We start from the raw sequence: 15,120 nt of genomic DNA, 5'->3' as shown, positions 1-15,120 counted from the left end.
CGGATAGCCTCTATAATATAAGTTAAGTAAAAATCCACGGAGTCTGCAGGCCGTTATGTTGTGTAGGTGGGCTATTAATATCAGTGCAGATCAGGTGGTTACGATCTTAACCAACATCGGAGGTAGCGCGCTCCGCGAGCAATATTATGTTGATTTTGTTTCGCATATGCGCGATTTTTAGTTGAGTTAAAGTGTTTTTCCCGAGAGGGAGAGATACCCCATGATGCTCAGGTCCGCCGCATCTCCTGGGTCGTGGGGTCGGTCGATCGGTCTGCATCACAAGCGGTTCCTCGTGCCGCGTTGCAGCCGATCGACCCCCGAATAAAAAGCGCCGCCTCCAGATCTGGAGCGGCGCTTTTCTTTTGGCCTCAATAGAAATTCCAGGCAAAGAAAAGGCGCGTAGCTTTTCAGCCCGCGCCCCGCTTTAGCCAGGAAAGCCGATCTTACTTGATCTTGGCTTCCTTGAACTCGACATGCTTCCGGACGACCGGATCGTACTTCGTCTTGGTCATCTTGTCCGTCATCGTACGGCTGTTCTTTGTCGTCACATAGAAGAAACCGGTGTCAGCCGTCGACAGCAGCTTGATCTTGATGGTCGTAGCTTTCGCCATGATGGTTCTGCCTTTAAGAAAAATGAAGCCGTGGACGGCCGAATGGAGCCCACAGCGAAATCTGGCGCGAAACTACAAATCGCGCCCGAAAAGTCAAGTCCGTTTCGCCTTAAAAACGAGGCGGCCCAGGGAAAGCAGGACATATAGCCCAAAGAATCCCGCAAGAGCCAGTGCAAATCCGCTATTGCCGGTGATGTCGATCGCCGCCCCGATGGCCTGCGGGCCGGCCACGGTGCCGACGGCATAGCAGAAGACGAACGCAGCGTTGGCTGCCGCCAGGTCCGCGCCGGTGAGTCGTGATCCGAGATGGGCGAGGCCGACCGTATAGAGACCGGAAACACATCCGCCCCAGAACAGGAGAACGACGGCCGTCAGCACCCAGTCCTCGATCAGGAAGGGAAGAAGAAGCGAGCCGACCATGCCGGTGACCGCCATTGCCGCCAGCAGCGGTCGCCGGTCGCGAAGCCGGTCGGAGTACATTCCGAGTGGAATCTGGAAGATCATGTTGCCGATCCCCATCACGGTCAGGAGAAGCGCCGCCTGCGATTCGGTGAAGCCCTCGCGAACCGCGTAGATCGGAAACAGGGCGAGGCCGCCGGCTTCCACCGCGCCGAAGACGAAGACGGCTGCCGTCGCCGTCGGGACGAGCCAGATGTAGCGGAGGAAGTGGCGCTCGGGCTTTTCGTCGAGCACCGGGCTTTCGCGCCTTGCAATATAGATCGGCACCGCGGCAAGCAGAATGGCGGCTGAGCCGATCAGGAACGGTCTTATGCCGTCGCTACCGATGGCCGAGAAGAGAAGGGGCCCCATGGCGAACCCGACGGCCAGTCCGGTCGCATAGATCCCCAGGACCAGGCCACGTCGCCGCGGCGGAGCTGTGGCATTGATCCAGAACTCGGACAGGATGAAGAGTGTGGTTGTCGCTCCGTGGAATGCGAAGCGCAGCGGAAACCACATCCAGAAGGCTTCGGCATAGTAGAAGCCGAGCGCGCTTATAGCGGAGACCAGCACGGCCCATAGCATGGTGTTGGCAACGCCGAAGGAATGGGCGAGCCGCGTGGTGATCGGGGCTGCGATCATCGCGGCAACGCCCGCCATGGCGGAATTGAGGCCGATCAACGTGGAGGATATGCCCCGCTTCTCGAGGATGATGCTGAGCAACGGCAAGCCGAGGCCAATGGCAATGCCGACCGCACTGATGGCGGAGATGGCAGCCACGAGGGAGGGCCAGTGAATTTCTTCGACGTGGCCGTTCGAGTCGTACTGGGGCTGGGGCATTCGGGCTCTTTAGATATGGGTCCGGACGAACCGTCCGTAGCGCATGGAGTAGAAGGGCACGGGCATTCCGTATGGAAGTGTGGGATCGGTATCAAGCAAGGTCTTCACGTCGCCGAGTACGGCCTGCGTGATGCGCGGGACATTCAGGTCGGGCACCTCGTCCAGGCCAACCCAGCGAAGATCCTGCAATTCTTCTGAATCGCGAAGGTCCGTGGTGGCGATGCCGGCCTCGTCCGTCGGCAAGAGGAAGAAATGGGTATCGAACCGCCGCACATTGCCGGGCGGGGTGATGGCGCGTGCGATGTACCGCAGGAGAAGCAGGTCCGCCTCGTCCTTGGCGTCCTTGACGAAAAGGCCGGTCTCTTCCTGCAGTTCACGGATGGCTGCCAGTGCCAGGGCGCGAGCGCCCGTCACCGTTCTGCGGCCTGTCGACCCGGACAGCAGGCGTTCGGTCACGAGGGGATGAAGATCGCGCCTGAAGGGCAGGGCGTGGTCACGCGGATCGCGTCGACCTCCCGGGAATACGTAAAGGTCGGGCATGAAGGCGTGGCCGCTACCGCGCCGGCCCATCAGGAAACGTGGAGTTCCGCTCGTCCGGTCGAGGAGAATGATGGACGCGGCGTCCTTCGGACGCAACGCGACGCTACCGGTGCGATCAGGGGTGTCGACCGCAAATGGCACGGAGTCGACGGTTGGGCTGGTCATTCGTGGGGACCGCCATGACGGCCTTCAGGCCCGTCGCCGTGCTTGCTGCCGAACCCGTGCATCTTCAGCGCCCATTGCAGCCCGATAACGCCGCCTTTGATGGGTTGGATGCTGAGCAACGCAGCCAGGACCGCGATGGGAACCCAGATCGCCAGATGTATCCAGGGCGAGACCCGGAACGCCATGTCCGTCAGCATGTAACCTGTCATCATGACGTGGCCGACCACGACGATGACGATATAGGCCGGCAGGTCGTCGGCGCGATGGTGATGGATTTCCTCACCGCAGACGCCGCAGTTGTCCACCGGCTTGATGTACGCCCGGAAGAGCTTGCCCGTGCCGCAGGCGGGGCAGGTGCTTCGCATGCCGCGTCCAATCGAGCGCATGGGCGGCCGTTCGGCTTCCGGAACCCCACCGTACTGAATCGGCTGCTCGCCTGACTTGTGCATATACGTGACTCCTATCGACCGCGTGGTGGCCTGGTTCCCGGCTTCACGCGCCGCTGAGAACGATCTCTCCGTCCCGCCTTGTGGAACGAGCGCGTGGCGGTGGGCATCTTCCTGCCCTCGCTCAGCATCTCGAAGCGCAGGGCGCCCGCAAGCGGCACGGCCTCTGCCAGCTTCACGTCGACCGAATCCCCGAGCTGAAAGCCGAGACCCGTCTTTTCGCCGGTGAGTGCCTGGTGAGCTTCATCATAGATGAAATAGTCCGTGCCGAGCGTCGATATCGGAACGAATCCATCCGCACCATAGGCCGGAAGCGTGACAAACAGACCGGCCTTGGTGACGCCGGAGATGCGGCCTTCGAATTCTTCGCCGACGCGTTCACTGAGGTAGTGGGCGATCAGGCGGTTGATCGTATCCCGCTCGGCAGCCATCGCGCGCCGTTCAAAGGTCGAGATCTCCGCGGCGATATCGTCGAGCGCCGCTTCTTCTTCCCGTGTAATCCCGCCGTCGCCCAGCCCGAGCGAGCCGACCAGCGCACGATGCACGATGAGATCGGCGTAGCGGCGAATAGGCGAGGTGAAGTGTGCATACTTCATCAGGTTCAGGCCGAAATGGCCGATGTTTTCCGGGCTGTAGATCGCCTGGCTCTGCGACCGCAACACCATCTCGTTCACCATCGTCTGGTGTGGCGTGTCGAGAGCCCTGGCCAGAATGCCGTTGAAGGAATTGGCCCGAATCTCCCCGCCCTTCGCCATCGAAAGCCCGATGGTTGCGAGGAATTCGCGCAACGTCTCCTGCTTGGACAGTGCGGGCGTATCATGCACCCGGTAGACCAGCCGCTGGCGCTTGTTCTCGAGCGTTTCGGCGGCGGCGACATTTGCCTGGATCATCATCTCTTCGATGAGCTTGTGCGCATCCAGCCGATCCGGGATGAAGACCCGGTCGACCGTGCCGTCCGGCTTCAGCATGAGCTTGCGCTCGGGCATGTCGAGTTCGAGAGGCTGGCGACGGTCGCGGCCGCGCTTCATCGTGGTATAGGCATGCCACAGCGGCTTCAGGATGGGCTCCAGAAGCGCGGCAGCCTTCTCGTCGGGGTTGCCGTCGATCGCCGCCTGCGCCTGTTGGTAGGAGAGCTTGGCCGCGCTCTTCATCATGATGCGATGGAAGGTGTGGCCGGCCTTGCGCCCCTCCTTGGAGAACGTCATCCGCACGGCGATCGCCGGTCGGTCCTCGCCCTCGCGAAGCGAGCAGAGGTTGTTGGAAATCCGTTCCGGCAGCATCGGCACGACCCGGTCGGGGAAATAGACGGAGTTGCCGCGCTTCAGCGCCTCGCGATCAAGCGGCGAGCCGGTGCGGACGTACCAGGACACGTCTGCTATCGCCACCGTGACGATAACGCCGTCCGGATTGTCGGGGGAGGTGTCGGCTTCCGCGTAGACGGCGTCGTCATGATCCTTTGCGTCGGCTGGATCGATGGTGATCAGCGGCAGGTCGCGCCAGTCTTCGCGTTTGGACATGGTGGCGGGTCGGGCAGCTTCCGCCTCGTCAAGAACGGCCTGCGGGAAGATGTGCGGGATGCCGTGCGCATAGATGGCGATCATCGAGATCGCCTTTTCGGAAGCGACCGAGCCAACGACAGAAAGGACGCGTGCGCGCGGAAGGCCAAATCGTCCGCTCCGGGCGACTTCGACCTCCACGAGATCGCCGTCCTTGGCATCTCCGAGGCTGTCGCGCTCGATCACCATCTCGTCGCCGCGCCGCTCGATCGGCATGAGCCGGATCTCGTCCTGCATCATGCGGACGACACCCAGCGAAGCGCCGCGACGGCGGTCGATGATCTTGATGACGCGTGCGGTGTAGGCCGGGCCGGCGCGGTCCTTGTTGGTAAAGATCTTGGCCAGCACGCGGTCGTTGAGACCGGCTGACGGTGCCTTCCCCTTGCCGCGCTGTTCGGAGGACTGGCGGATCAGTACGGCGGGTGCTGCCCCCTGATCATCAGGCCATTCCGCCGGCCGGCCGATCAACTCGCCGTCCTTGTCGCGTGTGGTGATGTCGAGGACCGTGACGGGGGGAAGTGCTCCGGGTCGCGACAACGATTTCCGGCTCTTTTTGAGAAGGCCTTCATCCTCGAGAGTACGCAACAGGTCCTTGAGCTCGACTCGCGTCTCGCCCTTCAGGCCGAAGGCCTTGGCAATCTCGCGTTTCGAGGCGTGATCCGGATTGTCCGCGATGAATTCGAGAAGCACTTCACGCGGCGGGACGGCGCCATGGATGATGGAAGAGCCCGATGTCTTGGGCTCTCCATTGGCGCGCCTGTCGGTGCGCCTGCTCTTCGGCTTGTCGCCGTTTCCGGTCGGGGCATTCGTCCTGTCGCGCGGTGTTTTCACGTACCCGTCTTCTTTGCCTTGGTCGTCGTTTTTGCGGTGTTCTTCGCGGCTGCCTTGGGCTTAGCGGCAGACTTTGTCTTCGGTGCGGCCTTCTTCGTTGCGCCCGCCGATGTCTTCGCCTTGCTTGACTTCGCCTTGCCGGAGGAGGCCTTGCCGCCCTTTTCGACGATCAGCGCCAATGCCTCTTCCACAGTCACGGACTGCGGATCCTTGCCCTTGGGGAGGGTCGCGTTGACCTTGCCCCAATTGACGTAGGGGCCGTACTTGCCATCGCGAACGGTAATTGCGCCGCCGTCGGGGTGATCTCCGAGTTCCTTCAGGGCTGCAGGCGTGCTGCGGCCGCCCGGACCCTTCGCCTGCTTTTCGGCGATCACGATCACGGCGCGGTTGAGGCCGACCGAGAACACGTCCTCGATGCTTTCGAGGTTCGCGTAGGCGCCGTCATGCAAGAGGAATGGACCATAACGTCCGAGGCCGGCCGAGATCATCTTGCCGGATTCCGGATGCTTGCCGACGTCGCGAGGCAGGCTGATAAGCGCCAGCGCCTTCTCGTGGTCGATATCTTCCGGCTTCCAGCCCTTGGGCAACGACGAGCGTTTGGCCTCCTTGCCTTCACCGCGCTGGATATAAGGTCCGAAGCGGCCGGAGCGGAGGGTCAGTTCCTCACCCGTATTCGGGTCCGCGCCGAGTGCCTTCGGCTCGTTCAGGCCGGATGCCTCCGCTTCCGCCCCGTCCGAGGAAAGCTGGCGGGTGAAGTTGCACTCGGGATAGTTCGAGCAGCCGACGAACGCGCCGTACTTGCCGAGCTTCAGCGACAGGTTGCCGGTGCCGCACACCTGGCAAATGCGCGGATCGCTGCCGTCCTCCCGCTTGGGGAAGACGAGCGGTGCCAGCGTTTCGTTCAAGGCGTCCAGCACGTTGGTGACGCGCAGTTCCTTGGTGTCTTCGATCTGGGCGAAGAAATCCTGCCAGAACTCGCGCAGGACCTGTTTCCAGTCGAGTTCACCGGCAGAGATCTTGTCGAGCTTTTCCTCGAGGTCGGCCGTGAAATCGTATTCCACATACTTGGTGAAGAAGCTCTCGAGGAAAGCCGTCACCAGCCGACCCTTGGAATGCGGGATCAGCTTGCGCTTGTCGACGACGATATATTCGCGGTCGCTCAGCGTCTTGAGCGTCGCGGCATAGGTGGACGGCCGGCCGATGCCGAGCTCTTCCATCTTTTTGATCAGCGAGGCTTCCGAATAGCGCGGCGGCGGCTCGGTGAAATGCTGGCTGGAGTTGACCTTCTGCCTGTCTAGCTTTTCGCGGGCGTTGACCTCGGGGAGGCGGCCATCGGCGTCGTCATCGTCATTCTTGTCGGCGTCTTCGCGGCTGTCCGTGTAGGCACCGAGGAAGCCGTCGAACCGGATGACGGAACCGACCGCGCGCAGTCCGGCCTTCTGGCCGTCATTGTCGGCGATGATTTCGACCGTCGTCCGCTCGATCTCGGCGGACGCCATCTGGCTGGCGATGCCGCGCTTCCAGATCAGTTCGTAGAGGCGTGCCTGATCGGCATCGAGATAAGGGCGCACCTTGTCTGGCGAGCGATTGAAATCGGTTGGGCGGATCGCTTCGTGGGCCTCCTGGGCGTTCTTCGCCTTGGTGGAATACTGGCGCGGCTTTTCCGGCAGGTAGCGGTCGCCGAACTGATCCACGATCGCGTGGCGCGCGCCGTCTATTGCTTCCGGTGCCATCTGCACGCCGTCGGTACGCATATAGGTAATGAGGCCGACCGTTTCGCCGCCGATATCGAAACCTTCATAAAGCTTCTGCGCGACCTGCATGGTACGCGACGCGTTGAAGCCGAGATTGGAGGAGGCGGCCTGCTGCAGCGTGGATGTGGTGAAGGGTGGGCCTGGGTTGCGCTTGACCGGCTTGGCCTCGACGGTATCGACCGTGTAGGCCGCACCTTCGAGCAGCGACTTCAGGCGACCGGCGTCATCGCCGGTCTTGATCGCACGGTTCTGCAGCCGCTTGCCGTCTGCCGAAACGAGACGCGCCTCGAATTCATCGCCTCGCGGGGTGCGCAGAAGCGCGGAGATATTCCAGTATTCCTCGGAAACGAAGCGCTCGATCTCGTTTTCCCGGTCGCAGACCAGGCGGAGTGTAACCGACTGCACGCGCCCGGCGGAACGGGCGCCAGGAAGCTTGCGCCATAGAACGGGCGAGAGGTTGAAGCCGACGAGATAGTCAAGCGCGCGACGGGCCAGGTAGGCGTCCACCAGCGGCACGTCGATATCGCGTGGGTTCGCCATGGCATCGAGGACGGCCTTCTTGGTGATGGCGTTGAAGACCACGCGCTTCACCGGCTTGTCGCCCAGGACGCGCTTCTTCTTCAGAAGGTCGAGAACATGCCACGAAATCGCTTCTCCTTCGCGATCCGGGTCGGTCGCGAGAAAGAGGCCGTCGGAGCCCTTCACGGCATCGGCGATGTCCTTCATGCGCTTTTGCGATGCGCTATCGACCTCCCAGGACATCTCGAAGTCCTGGTCCGGCAGAACCGAGCCGTCCTTTGCAGGAAGGTCGCGGACGTGACCAAAGGAGGCGAGAACCTTGTAGCCAGGGCCGAGATACTTGTTGATGGTCTTGGCCTTGGAGGGAGATTCTACAACGACGACGTTCATATTGCTTCTCTAAGATGAGTTCTGTTGTCCGGAACATACCAAGGTCCCTGACTAATGTTGGCTCCGACATGGATGGCCTTTGGGCTGCGGTCAAGTGCCAGCGCCAAATTAGGCGGCGCAACGACATGCAACCTAAAGGGGATTTTCTATCTGTTGCAATTCTAGATAACTGCATTATCCTGCTGCAACCAATGCAAGCTTCGGTGCCTCTGCTGGGGTCCAGCACAACAGGATGGATCATGGGAACAGAACATCAGACCACCGAGGACGGAGAGGCCATCGCCTATATTCGCCAGATGCTTGGTGAGTTGCATCAGGTGGCCCACAAGCAAGGAGCCGACATGCTCTGCTATCTTATTGAGATGGCCTATGTCGAAGCGGGCGATGTCCAGTCCGGTCGCCGCCCGCGCTCAATCGGCCATGGAGAGCGAAACAAGTCCACCGGCGTGACGATATAGGCGCCCGGCAAGATCGATCTCCAGGAGAACCAGATAGACTGCGGCGGCCGGAAGCCCGGTATGGCGGATGATGTCGTCGATCTCGACGGGTGTCGGTCCGAGGGCGGAAACAATGGTCGCCCGTTCGGTCTCATCGGGTGGCAGGAAAGCCCTGTCAGCGTTTTCCTTTTCAGGCTCCTCAATGACATGCGCCGATGGCAGTTCCATGCGTGAGAGCGGTGCAAGCGCATCAAGCACATCCTCGGAACCGGTCGTAACGATCGCTCCGTCCTTTAAAAGAGCGTTCGTGCCGTGGCAGCGCGGATCGAGCGGAGAGCCGGGCACGGCGAAAACCAGCCTGCCGTAGTCGCTGGCCATTCGGGCGGTGATGAGGGAGCCGGATTTTTGCGCGGCCTCGACCACGACGAGACCAAGGGAAATGCCGGCAATCAACCGGTTCCGCCGCGGAAAATCGCGGGCGCGCGGTTCCCATCCGAACGGCATCTCGGTGACGACCAGACCGTTGCTCCTCGTGATCTCATCCATGAGCGGGATGTTCTCGGGAGGATAGGGCTGGTCGAGCCCGCCGGCGAGGACGGCGATCGTACCCGTATCGAGACTGGCGCGGTGCGCGGCCGTGTCAATGCCCCGGGCAAGGCCGGAGGTCACGGTATAGCCGGCGCGGCCGACGTCACGCGCGACCATTGCAGCGAACTTTGCGCCGCTGATCGAGGCGTTCCGGGATCCCACGATCCCCACGGATGGCTGGACGGTAGCCGAAGAGTTTCCCTTGGCGGCAAGCAGGGGCGGTGCGCCATCGAGCTGGCGCAGTGCAGGCGGATATTCCGGTTCGCCGATGCCGATGAAGCGTGCGCCAGCGCGGCGGGCAGTCTCCAGCTCGCGCTCGGCGTCCTCGACCGTTGCGATCCTGATGCTGCGCGAGGCTCCGCCACGGTTCGAGAGTTCCGGCAGCATGGAAAGCGCTGCCTCGGCGGATCCGAAGTGATTGATGAGATCGCGGAAGGTGGCCGGGCCGACGTTGTCACTGCGGATCAGGCGGAGCCAGGCGATCCTTTGCCTCTCGGTCAGCGCAATTCCGGTTCGTCCTGCGCCGCCGTCCGGCATGGTTATCCCTTTTGGCCGATCTTGCCTTCCGTCCCCGCCAGCAGCCGTCTGATGTTGGTTTCGTGCCGCCACCAGGAGACCACGGTCATGATCGCCATGATAAGCGCGATCTTTTCCTCGCCTACTATCCACAATGCAACCGGAATCACAAGCATTGCAACCAATGCGGACAAGGATGAGTATTTGCTGATGAAGGCCACCGCCAGCCACACCGCCGCAAAGACGAGGACCCAGAGCGGCGCGACGCCCAGCAGCACGCCGATATAGGTGGCGACACCCTTGCCGCCCTTGAAGCCGAGCCAGACCGGGAACAGGTGACCGAGGAAGGCAGCGAAACCGGCGAGGAGGCCAGCCTCCGGGCCTGCAATATAATAGCCTGCAAGAGCCGCAGCCGTCGCCTTGAAGGCGTCGAGAAGCAAAGTGGCTGCCGCCAGCTTCTTGTTGCCGGTCCGAAGCACGTTGGTGGCGCCGATATTTCCCGACCCGATGGAGCGGATATCGCCCAGCCCGGCCATGCGGGTCAGGATCAGCCCAAAGGGTATCGAGCCAAGAAGATATCCGAGCACGACAGCTGCCACCGCAACAAGGCCGGTGATCTGCCAGTTCATCAATTCATTCACTGGCCTGTCTCCTCAAAGGGTGTGGACGCATTTGCCGCCGACATAGGTGGCGACCGCGCGACCGGAGAAGCGGGCATCCTCGAACGGCGTGTTCTTCGACCGGGAGCGAAGCATTCCCTCGGCAACCAGCCATGGCTCGTCGAGATCGACCAGCGTGATATCGGCGCGCGAACCTGGCTTCAGCGTACCGGCATCGAGCCCGAAGATCTGGGCTGGACGCGTCGACATCGCATCGATCAGGCGCATCAGCGGCACCTGGCCGGAATGGTGCAGGCGCAGGGCTGCCGCAAGCATCGTCTCCATGCCGACGGCTCCGTCGGCTGCGTCGGCGAAGGGCAGGCGCTTTGTGTCGACGTCCTGGGGGTCGTGCGACGAAACGATGATATCGATCGTGCCGTCGGCCAGCGCCTCGACCATCCCCATACGGTCGTCCTCCGTGCGCAGGGGAGGCGAAAGCTTGAAGAAGGTGCGATACTCGCCGATGTCGTTCTCGTTCAGCGACAGGTGGTTGATCGAAATGCCGCAGGTGACGTTGGCGCCGCGGTTGCGCGCGACCCGCATGGCCTCGGCGGATTCCGGCACGGAGATCTTCGCCGCGTGGTATTTGGCCCGTGTCAGCCCGGCGATGCGGAGATCCCGCTCCAGCGGAATGAGTTCGGCCTCCTTCGGCACGCCCGAAAGACCGAGCCAGCTGGCAAACAGCCCCTCGTTCATCACGCCGTTGCCGAGATATTTTTCGCGCAGCTCGAGCGAGATGACGGCGTCGAGTTCGCGCGCATAGGTCATGGCACGGCGCAGAAGCAGCGAGTCGGACAGGCCGTGGCGCCCATTGGTGAAAGCGACTGCGCCGGCACCCTGAAGGAGCCCGATCTCCGTCATCTCATGGCCGGCAAGCCCTTTTGTCAGGGCGGCGGCCGTATGCACGTTGACGATCGCCTTGTCGCGGGCCGTCTTCTGTACGAACTCCACCAGCGCGATGTCATCGAGCACCGGGTTTGTGTCCGGCATCATGATGAAGGAGGTCACGCCGCCCGCGGCCGCAGCGCGGCTGGCGGATTCTATCGTTTCGCGATGCTCGGCGCCGGGTTCGCCGACATAGACGCGGGCATCGACGAGGCCGGGCACAGCCACGAGGCCTCTGCAATCGCGAACCGTTGCGCCGTCCGGCGTGCCCTGGTTCTGGGCCTGGCTGCTGGCCGCGAGAATGCGGCCATCGTCGCCGATCACGATCGTGCCGGTTTCGTCGAGATTGCGGGACGGATCTATGATGCGGACGTTTTTGAGAACGGTATGGCTCATGCGCGTTCTCCGTGATCATGCGAGGTCAGAAGGGTCTCCATCACCGCCATCCGCACCGCGACCCCCATTTCGACCTGGCTCTCGATCACGCTCTGCGGCCCATCGGCGACCTCCGACGCGATCTCGACGCCGCGGTTCATCGGCCCGGGGTGCATCACCAACGCATCCTCCTTCGCGGCCTTCAGCTTTTCGGCATCCAGGCCGTAGAAGTGGAAGTACTCGCGTACGGAAGGCACGAACGAGCCCGACATGCGCTCACGCTGCAGGCGCAGCATCATCACGACATCTGCATCCTTCAGGCCTTCTTCCATAGAGTGGAAGACCTCGACGCCCATCTGCGCGATGCCGGAGGGCAGGAGCGTGGCGGGTGCGACGACGCGTACGCGTGCGCCCATTGCATTGAGAAGCAGTATGTTAGATCGCGCGACGCGGGAATGCAGTACGTCGCCGCAGATGGCGACGATGATGCGCGACAGCTTGCCTTTGGCCCGTCGGATCGTGAGGGCGTCCAGCAGCGCCTGCGTCGGGTGTTCATGCTGGCCGTCACCGGCATTGACCACCGAGCAGGCGACCTTCTGCGCCAGCAGCGCGGCAGCCCCCGCAGAGGAATGGCGAAGCACGAGCACATCCGGCCGCATCGCGTTCAGCGTCATCGCGGTGTCGATCAGCGTTTCGCCCTTCGACACCGACGAATTGCCGACGGACATGTTCATCACATCCGCGCCCAGCCGCTTGCCGGCGAGCTCGAACGAGGCCTGCGTGCGCGTGGATGCTTCGAAGAACAGGTTGATCTGCGTCAGCCCGCGTAGCGTCGACGTCTTCTTTTCGCGCTGCCTGCTGATTTTGACGGCCTCGTCGGCCTTGTCCAGAAGGAAGGTGATGTCCGGTTCGGTGAGGCCCTTGATGCCGAGGAGGTGGCGGTGAGGGAAGAAGACCATGAGACGTCTCCGCTTGCGTTCGCGCGTCTATAATGACTGGCTGGGAAGGGGGCAAGCGAATGGGTGGGAAAAGTCGGTTCATCCTCATGCATTTTTCAGAGAAACGGGCTAGAAGCGCTCCATGACACAGAATAGCCGGACCGAACAAAAGCTTGCCGAACTCAACCAGCCAAACCCCTGGTCCGGCATCAACGCCTACCGCTCAGATCCGCTGGTCGTCGACCTCACCGCGGGACTGCATCGCTCGCTGCGTGAGGAGTTCGATTCGATCGGCCATTACGTGACCTCGCCCGAGGCGCAGGAACTGGCGCGGATGGCGAACGAGGGCGTGCCGAAGCTGCGGACGCACGGACCGCGGGGCGAACGGCTGGACGTGGTCGAGTTCCACCCGGCCTGGCATGCGCTCATGCGCCGGTCGATGTCGATCGGCCTGCACTCGTCTGTCTGGGAAAGCATTCCCGAAGCGAAGGGCAGCGAGCACAAGGCCCGTGCCACGCGCTTCTATCTTTCGGCGCAGCTGGAAACCGGCCACCTCTGCCCGCTGACGATGACCAGCGCCTCCGTCGCCGCCCTGATGGCATCGCCACGGGTGCAGAAGGAATGGGCGCCGAAAATCCTGTCGCGCAAGTACGATTCCTCGAACCGTCCAGCCCTGCAGAAGTCGGCGATCACGCTCGGCATGGGCATGACGGAGAAGCAGGGCGGCACGGACGTCCGCGCCAACCGCTCGACCGCCGAGCGGGTCGGCGAGGGCATCTATCGCCTGTCCGGCCACAAATGGTTCATGTCCGCGCCGATGAGCGACGCCTTCGTCATGCTGGCCAAGACCAACGAGGGTATCGGCTGCTTCCTGGTGCCGCGCCTGCTGGAGGATGGGTCGGCCAACGGCCTCGAGTTCCAGCGCCTGAAGGACAAGCTCGGCAATCGCTCGAACGCATCGTCGGAAGTTGAGTTCACGGATGCTTTCGGCTACCTTCTGGGCGAGCCTGGAGGCGGCATCCGCACCATCCTCGACATGGTCACGCTGACGCGCCTCGATTGCGCCCTGGCCTCCGCGGGCATCATGCGGGCCTCGCTTGCCGAAGCCGTGCATCACTGCCGCGGCCGCAGCGTTTTCGGCAAGAACCTCGTCGATCAGCCGCTGATGACGCGGGTTCTGGCAGACATGGCGCTTGATGTGGCCGCAGCCACGGCGCTGGCATTTCGCCTCTCGGAGGCTTTCGACCGGGCGGCGAGCAGTGCGTCGGACGCAGCCTTTGCCCGTGTCATGACGCCGGTGATCAAGTACTGGAACTGCAAGATCGCTCCTTCGCTGATCTATGAGGCAATGGAATGCCTTGGCGGCAATGGATACGTCGAAGACCGGCCTCTGGCACGCCACTATCGCGAGGCGCCGGTCAACGCGATCTGGGAGGGCTCCGGCAATGTCATGGCGCTTGACGTCCTGCGGGTCCTGTCGCGCGGCAAGGACCTTTTCGATATCGTGCTTGCCGGTTTCGAACGGGATCTGGGCGCATCGGGCCGCAAGACCATAGAAGTATTGCGGGCGGCAATGGCGCTCTGCGAAACGGACGAGGGTGCGGCAAGGCTGCTTGTCGAGCAGTTGGCTCTGGCAGCGGGCGCTGCCGAACTGGCGCGGCTGGGTGCCGGCAAGATCGCCGACGCCTTCCTGGAAACGCGGCTCGCAGGCGGATGGCGTTCGACCTACGGCATGCTCGATGCTCGCTTCGACGCAGGCTACATCATCGATCTTCTCTATCCGGCAGCAGCCTGATCTCTCGGCCACGACGGGCATAATTCCTGCGGGTTTCTGTGTATGGCCGGTGCGGGCAGATTGTTTCCGTCGCCACTGGGCATTATCCGGCAGGGATAGTTGGAGTGCCGTCGATGCTTGCAGTGCAGGAAGCTCAAGACCAGTTCGTACCCGAGAAGCGCGTCAAGAACCGTGCCCACACAGAGGGTGCGATCTTCAGGGCGGCCCGCGATCTTTTGGCCGAGGAAGGTTTCCAGGGCTTTGGGATCAATGCGATCGCAAGACGAGCCGGCTGCGACAAGCAATTGATATACCGTTACTATGGTGGATTGGACGGGCTGCTCGATGCGATCGGAACCGATCTCGGAGACTGGGTCAAGGAGCGCATTCCCGAATGCACGGGGGGAATGTTCCTTCTGACCTACGGCGACCTGATGGAGCGGCTGGCGCTTCTCTACATGGAGGCGTTGAGAAACGATCCGCTGGTCTGCAAGGTCATTGCGTGGGAAGTATCCAAGGATACGCCGCAGGTTCGGCGCCTGGCCGAGGCCCGTTCGAAGGCGCTTGCCAAATGGCTCGACCGGATGCGGGGAAGCCTGACGCCGCCCAAGGGCATCGATGCGTCGACAGTCAATGGCATTCTCTTTGCGGCAATCCAGCATCTGGTGATCGCCGCTGTTGCGACGGGCGAGTTCGCTGGCCTGTCGCTGCGCAGCGACAAGGACTGGGAGAAGGTCGAAGCCTCCGTGCGTCGGCTCGTGCGGGGCATCTACGGCTGAGCGGAAAGGCCCGAAAGGCAAGCCGGTGGGCTTCTACCTTCCGGGCAGTTTGAGGACGACTGCGGCCGCCCTCCTGGGA

13 protein-coding genes are annotated in these 15,120 nt (G+C 62.5%); 3 read left to right on the top strand and 10 right to left on the bottom strand.

Going from position 1 to position 15,120, the window contains the following annotated elements:
* Nucleotides 1–443: 443 nt before the first annotated feature.
* The 6 genes from rpmG to topA all read right to left on the bottom strand — a co-directional run bounded on the left by rpmG (nucleotide 444) and on the right by topA (nucleotide 8,090).
* Nucleotides 444–611 carry a 50S ribosomal protein L33 gene (gene rpmG, locus LH464_RS04700; protein WP_226785212.1) on the bottom strand — a complete coding sequence of 56 codons (168 nt, stop codon included), beginning with the start codon at nucleotides 609–611 and terminating at the stop codon, nucleotides 444–446.
* A gap of 93 nt (nucleotides 612–704) precedes the next feature.
* On the bottom strand, nucleotides 705–1,889 hold the full coding sequence (locus LH464_RS04695; protein ID WP_226785211.1) for an MFS transporter: 1,185 nt from the start codon (nucleotides 1,887–1,889) through the stop codon (nucleotides 705–707).
* A gap of 9 nt (nucleotides 1,890–1,898) precedes the next feature.
* Nucleotides 1,899–2,594 carry an NUDIX hydrolase gene (locus LH464_RS04690; RefSeq protein WP_226785210.1) on the bottom strand — a complete coding sequence of 232 codons (696 nt, stop codon included), beginning with the start codon at nucleotides 2,592–2,594 and terminating at the stop codon, nucleotides 1,899–1,901.
* Entirely contained in the window at nucleotides 2,591–3,043 is a 453-nt protein-coding gene (locus LH464_RS04685) for a DUF983 domain-containing protein (protein ID WP_226785209.1), read from the bottom strand. The genes LH464_RS04690 and LH464_RS04685 overlap by 4 nt, the downstream gene beginning before the upstream one ends.
* 11 nt (nucleotides 3,044–3,054) lie before the next feature.
* A complete protein-coding gene (gene rnr / locus LH464_RS04680; protein WP_226785208.1) occupies nucleotides 3,055–5,427 on the bottom strand; it encodes a ribonuclease R in 2,373 nt (790 codons plus the stop codon).
* On the bottom strand, nucleotides 5,424–8,090 hold the full coding sequence (gene topA / locus LH464_RS04675) for a type I DNA topoisomerase (protein ID WP_226785207.1): 2,667 nt from the start codon (nucleotides 8,088–8,090) through the stop codon (nucleotides 5,424–5,426). Before topA ends, rnr begins: the two co-directional genes overlap by 4 nt.
* A 239-nt stretch (nucleotides 8,091–8,329) precedes the next feature.
* Here topA and LH464_RS04670 point away from each other — a divergent pair, with 239 nt between their 5' ends.
* On the top strand, nucleotides 8,330–8,548 hold the full coding sequence (locus tag LH464_RS04670) for a hypothetical protein (RefSeq protein ID WP_226785206.1): 219 nt from the start codon (nucleotides 8,330–8,332) through the stop codon (nucleotides 8,546–8,548).
* Here LH464_RS04670 and dprA read toward each other — a convergent pair.
* Genes dprA through LH464_RS04650 form a run of 4 tightly spaced genes read right to left on the bottom strand, consistent with a single transcriptional unit; the run spans nucleotide 8,501 to nucleotide 12,509 of the window.
* The gene (dprA, locus tag LH464_RS04665) at nucleotides 8,501–9,652 is read right to left on the bottom strand and encodes a DNA-processing protein DprA (protein WP_226785205.1); all 1,152 of its coding nucleotides are present in this window, start codon (nucleotides 9,650–9,652) and stop codon (nucleotides 8,501–8,503) included. The genes LH464_RS04670 and dprA overlap by 48 nt on opposite strands.
* A gap of 2 nt (nucleotides 9,653–9,654) precedes the next feature.
* The gene (gene plsY / locus LH464_RS04660; protein ID WP_226785355.1) at nucleotides 9,655–10,260 is read right to left on the bottom strand and encodes a glycerol-3-phosphate 1-O-acyltransferase PlsY; all 606 of its coding nucleotides are present in this window, start codon (nucleotides 10,258–10,260) and stop codon (nucleotides 9,655–9,657) included.
* Nucleotides 10,261–10,284: 24 nt separating this feature from the next.
* Complete coding sequence (locus LH464_RS04655) at nucleotides 10,285–11,571, bottom strand: dihydroorotase (protein ID WP_226785204.1); 1,287 nt, start codon at nucleotides 11,569–11,571, stop codon at nucleotides 10,285–10,287.
* A complete protein-coding gene (locus LH464_RS04650; RefSeq protein ID WP_226785203.1) occupies nucleotides 11,568–12,509 on the bottom strand; it encodes an aspartate carbamoyltransferase catalytic subunit in 942 nt (313 codons plus the stop codon). The genes LH464_RS04655 and LH464_RS04650 overlap by 4 nt, the downstream gene beginning before the upstream one ends.
* A gap of 121 nt (nucleotides 12,510–12,630) precedes the next feature.
* On the opposite strand from LH464_RS04650, the gene LH464_RS04645 reads away from it, so the two are divergent.
* Both LH464_RS04645 and LH464_RS04640 read left to right on the top strand, forming a co-directional pair.
* Nucleotides 12,631–14,283 (top strand): acyl-CoA dehydrogenase family protein, encoded by a 1,653-nt coding sequence (locus tag LH464_RS04645; RefSeq protein WP_226785202.1) that lies wholly within the window; start codon nucleotides 12,631–12,633, stop codon nucleotides 14,281–14,283.
* Between the two features lie 113 nt (nucleotides 14,284–14,396).
* Nucleotides 14,397–15,041 carry a TetR/AcrR family transcriptional regulator gene (locus LH464_RS04640; protein WP_226785201.1) on the top strand — a complete coding sequence of 215 codons (645 nt, stop codon included), beginning with the start codon at nucleotides 14,397–14,399 and terminating at the stop codon, nucleotides 15,039–15,041.
* Nucleotides 15,042–15,120 lie beyond the last annotated feature (79 nt).

The organism is Pseudorhizobium xiangyangii (assembly GCF_020531965.1).
Taxonomy (GTDB): Bacteria; Pseudomonadota; Alphaproteobacteria; order Rhizobiales; family Rhizobiaceae; genus Neorhizobium; species Neorhizobium xiangyangii.
The sequence above is the reverse complement of the archived record's forward strand: the minus strand, read 5'-3'. Positions and strand labels throughout refer to the sequence as shown.

Coding starts and splice junctions, on each gene's coding strand:
- rpmG (WP_226785212.1), bottom strand. CDS start 611: ATGGCGAAAGCTACGACCATCAAGATCAAGCTGCTGTCGACGGCTGAC.
- LH464_RS04695 (WP_226785211.1), bottom strand. CDS start 1,889: ATGCCCCAGCCCCAGTACGACTCGAACGGCCACGTCGAAGAAATTCAC.
- LH464_RS04690 (WP_226785210.1), bottom strand. CDS start 2,594: ATGACCAGCCCAACCGTCGACTCCGTGCCATTTGCGGTCGACACCCCT.
- LH464_RS04685 (WP_226785209.1), bottom strand. CDS start 3,043: ATGCACAAGTCAGGCGAGCAGCCGATTCAGTACGGTGGGGTTCCGGAA.
- topA (WP_226785207.1), bottom strand. CDS start 8,090: ATGAACGTCGTCGTTGTAGAATCTCCCTCCAAGGCCAAGACCATCAAC.
- LH464_RS04670 (WP_226785206.1), top strand. CDS start 8,330: ATGGGAACAGAACATCAGACCACCGAGGACGGAGAGGCCATCGCCTAT.
- dprA (WP_226785205.1), bottom strand. CDS start 9,652: ATGCCGGACGGCGGCGCAGGACGAACCGGAATTGCGCTGACCGAGAGG.
- plsY (WP_226785355.1), bottom strand. CDS start 10,260: ATGAACTGGCAGATCACCGGCCTTGTTGCGGTGGCAGCTGTCGTGCTC.
- LH464_RS04655 (WP_226785204.1), bottom strand. CDS start 11,571: ATGAGCCATACCGTTCTCAAAAACGTCCGCATCATAGATCCGTCCCGC.
- LH464_RS04650 (WP_226785203.1), bottom strand. CDS start 12,509: ATGGTCTTCTTCCCTCACCGCCACCTCCTCGGCATCAAGGGCCTCACC.
- LH464_RS04645 (WP_226785202.1), top strand. CDS start 12,631: ATGACACAGAATAGCCGGACCGAACAAAAGCTTGCCGAACTCAACCAG.
- LH464_RS04640 (WP_226785201.1), top strand. CDS start 14,397: ATGCTTGCAGTGCAGGAAGCTCAAGACCAGTTCGTACCCGAGAAGCGC.